Source organism: Peptoanaerobacter stomatis (assembly GCF_000238115.1).
Classification (GTDB): domain Bacteria; phylum Bacillota; class Clostridia; order Peptostreptococcales; family Filifactoraceae; genus Peptoanaerobacter; species Peptoanaerobacter stomatis.
This window is the reverse complement of sequence record NZ_JH414565.1, coordinates 34,436-35,177: the sequence shown is the minus strand read 5'-3', so window position 1 is coordinate 35,177 and position 742 is coordinate 34,436. Positions and strand designations below refer to the sequence as shown.

The 742-nt window shown below is 32.5% G+C and carries 1 protein-coding gene; it reads right to left on the bottom strand.

Going from position 1 to position 742, the window contains the following annotated elements; genetic code table 11:
* On the bottom strand, positions 1–742 hold a 742-nt coding region (locus HMPREF9629_RS09880), incomplete at both ends, for a Cna B-type domain-containing protein (protein ID WP_009526259.1).

Genomic DNA, 742 nt, shown 5'->3' with positions numbered 1-742 from the left:
GACTTGTGCATTTCCTGTTATTGTTAATTTTTGTACTTCTTCTTTGTTTCCTGCTTTTACAGCATATAATGTTACATCTACTTTGTTTTGATTATTTTTGGCTGCATTTTGCCATATCTTTTGTGCACTGTATTGTACTTTATCTGCTGCTGAGTCGTCTACTTTGTTTGTGAATATATATTTTGTTCCGTCTACTATAGGGTTACCTACCATTTGACTTGCTACTGATGGGTTTGATTCTTCTACTGTGTATTTTATCTCTTCTCCATCTTCTCCATATTTATTCACTTCATCAAATTGGACTTGTGCATTTCCTGTTATTGTTAATTTTTGTACTTCTTCTTTGTTTCCTGCTTTTACAGCATATAATGTTACATCTACTTTGTTTTGATTATTTTTGGCTGCATTTTGCCATATCTTTTGTGCACTGTATTGTACTTTATCTGCTGCTGAGTCGTCTACTTTGTTTGTGAATATATATTTTGTTCCGTCTACTATAGGGTTACCTACCATTTGACTTGCTACTGATGGGTTTGATTCTTCTACTGTGTATTTTATCTCTTCTCCATCTTCTCCATATTTATTCACTTCATCAAATTGGACTTGTGCATTTCCTGTTATTGTTAATTTTTGTACTTCTTCTTTGTTTCCTGCTTTTACAGCATATAATGTTACATCTACTTTGTTTTGATTATTTTTGGCTGCATTTTGCCATATCTTTTGTGCACTGTATTGTACTTTT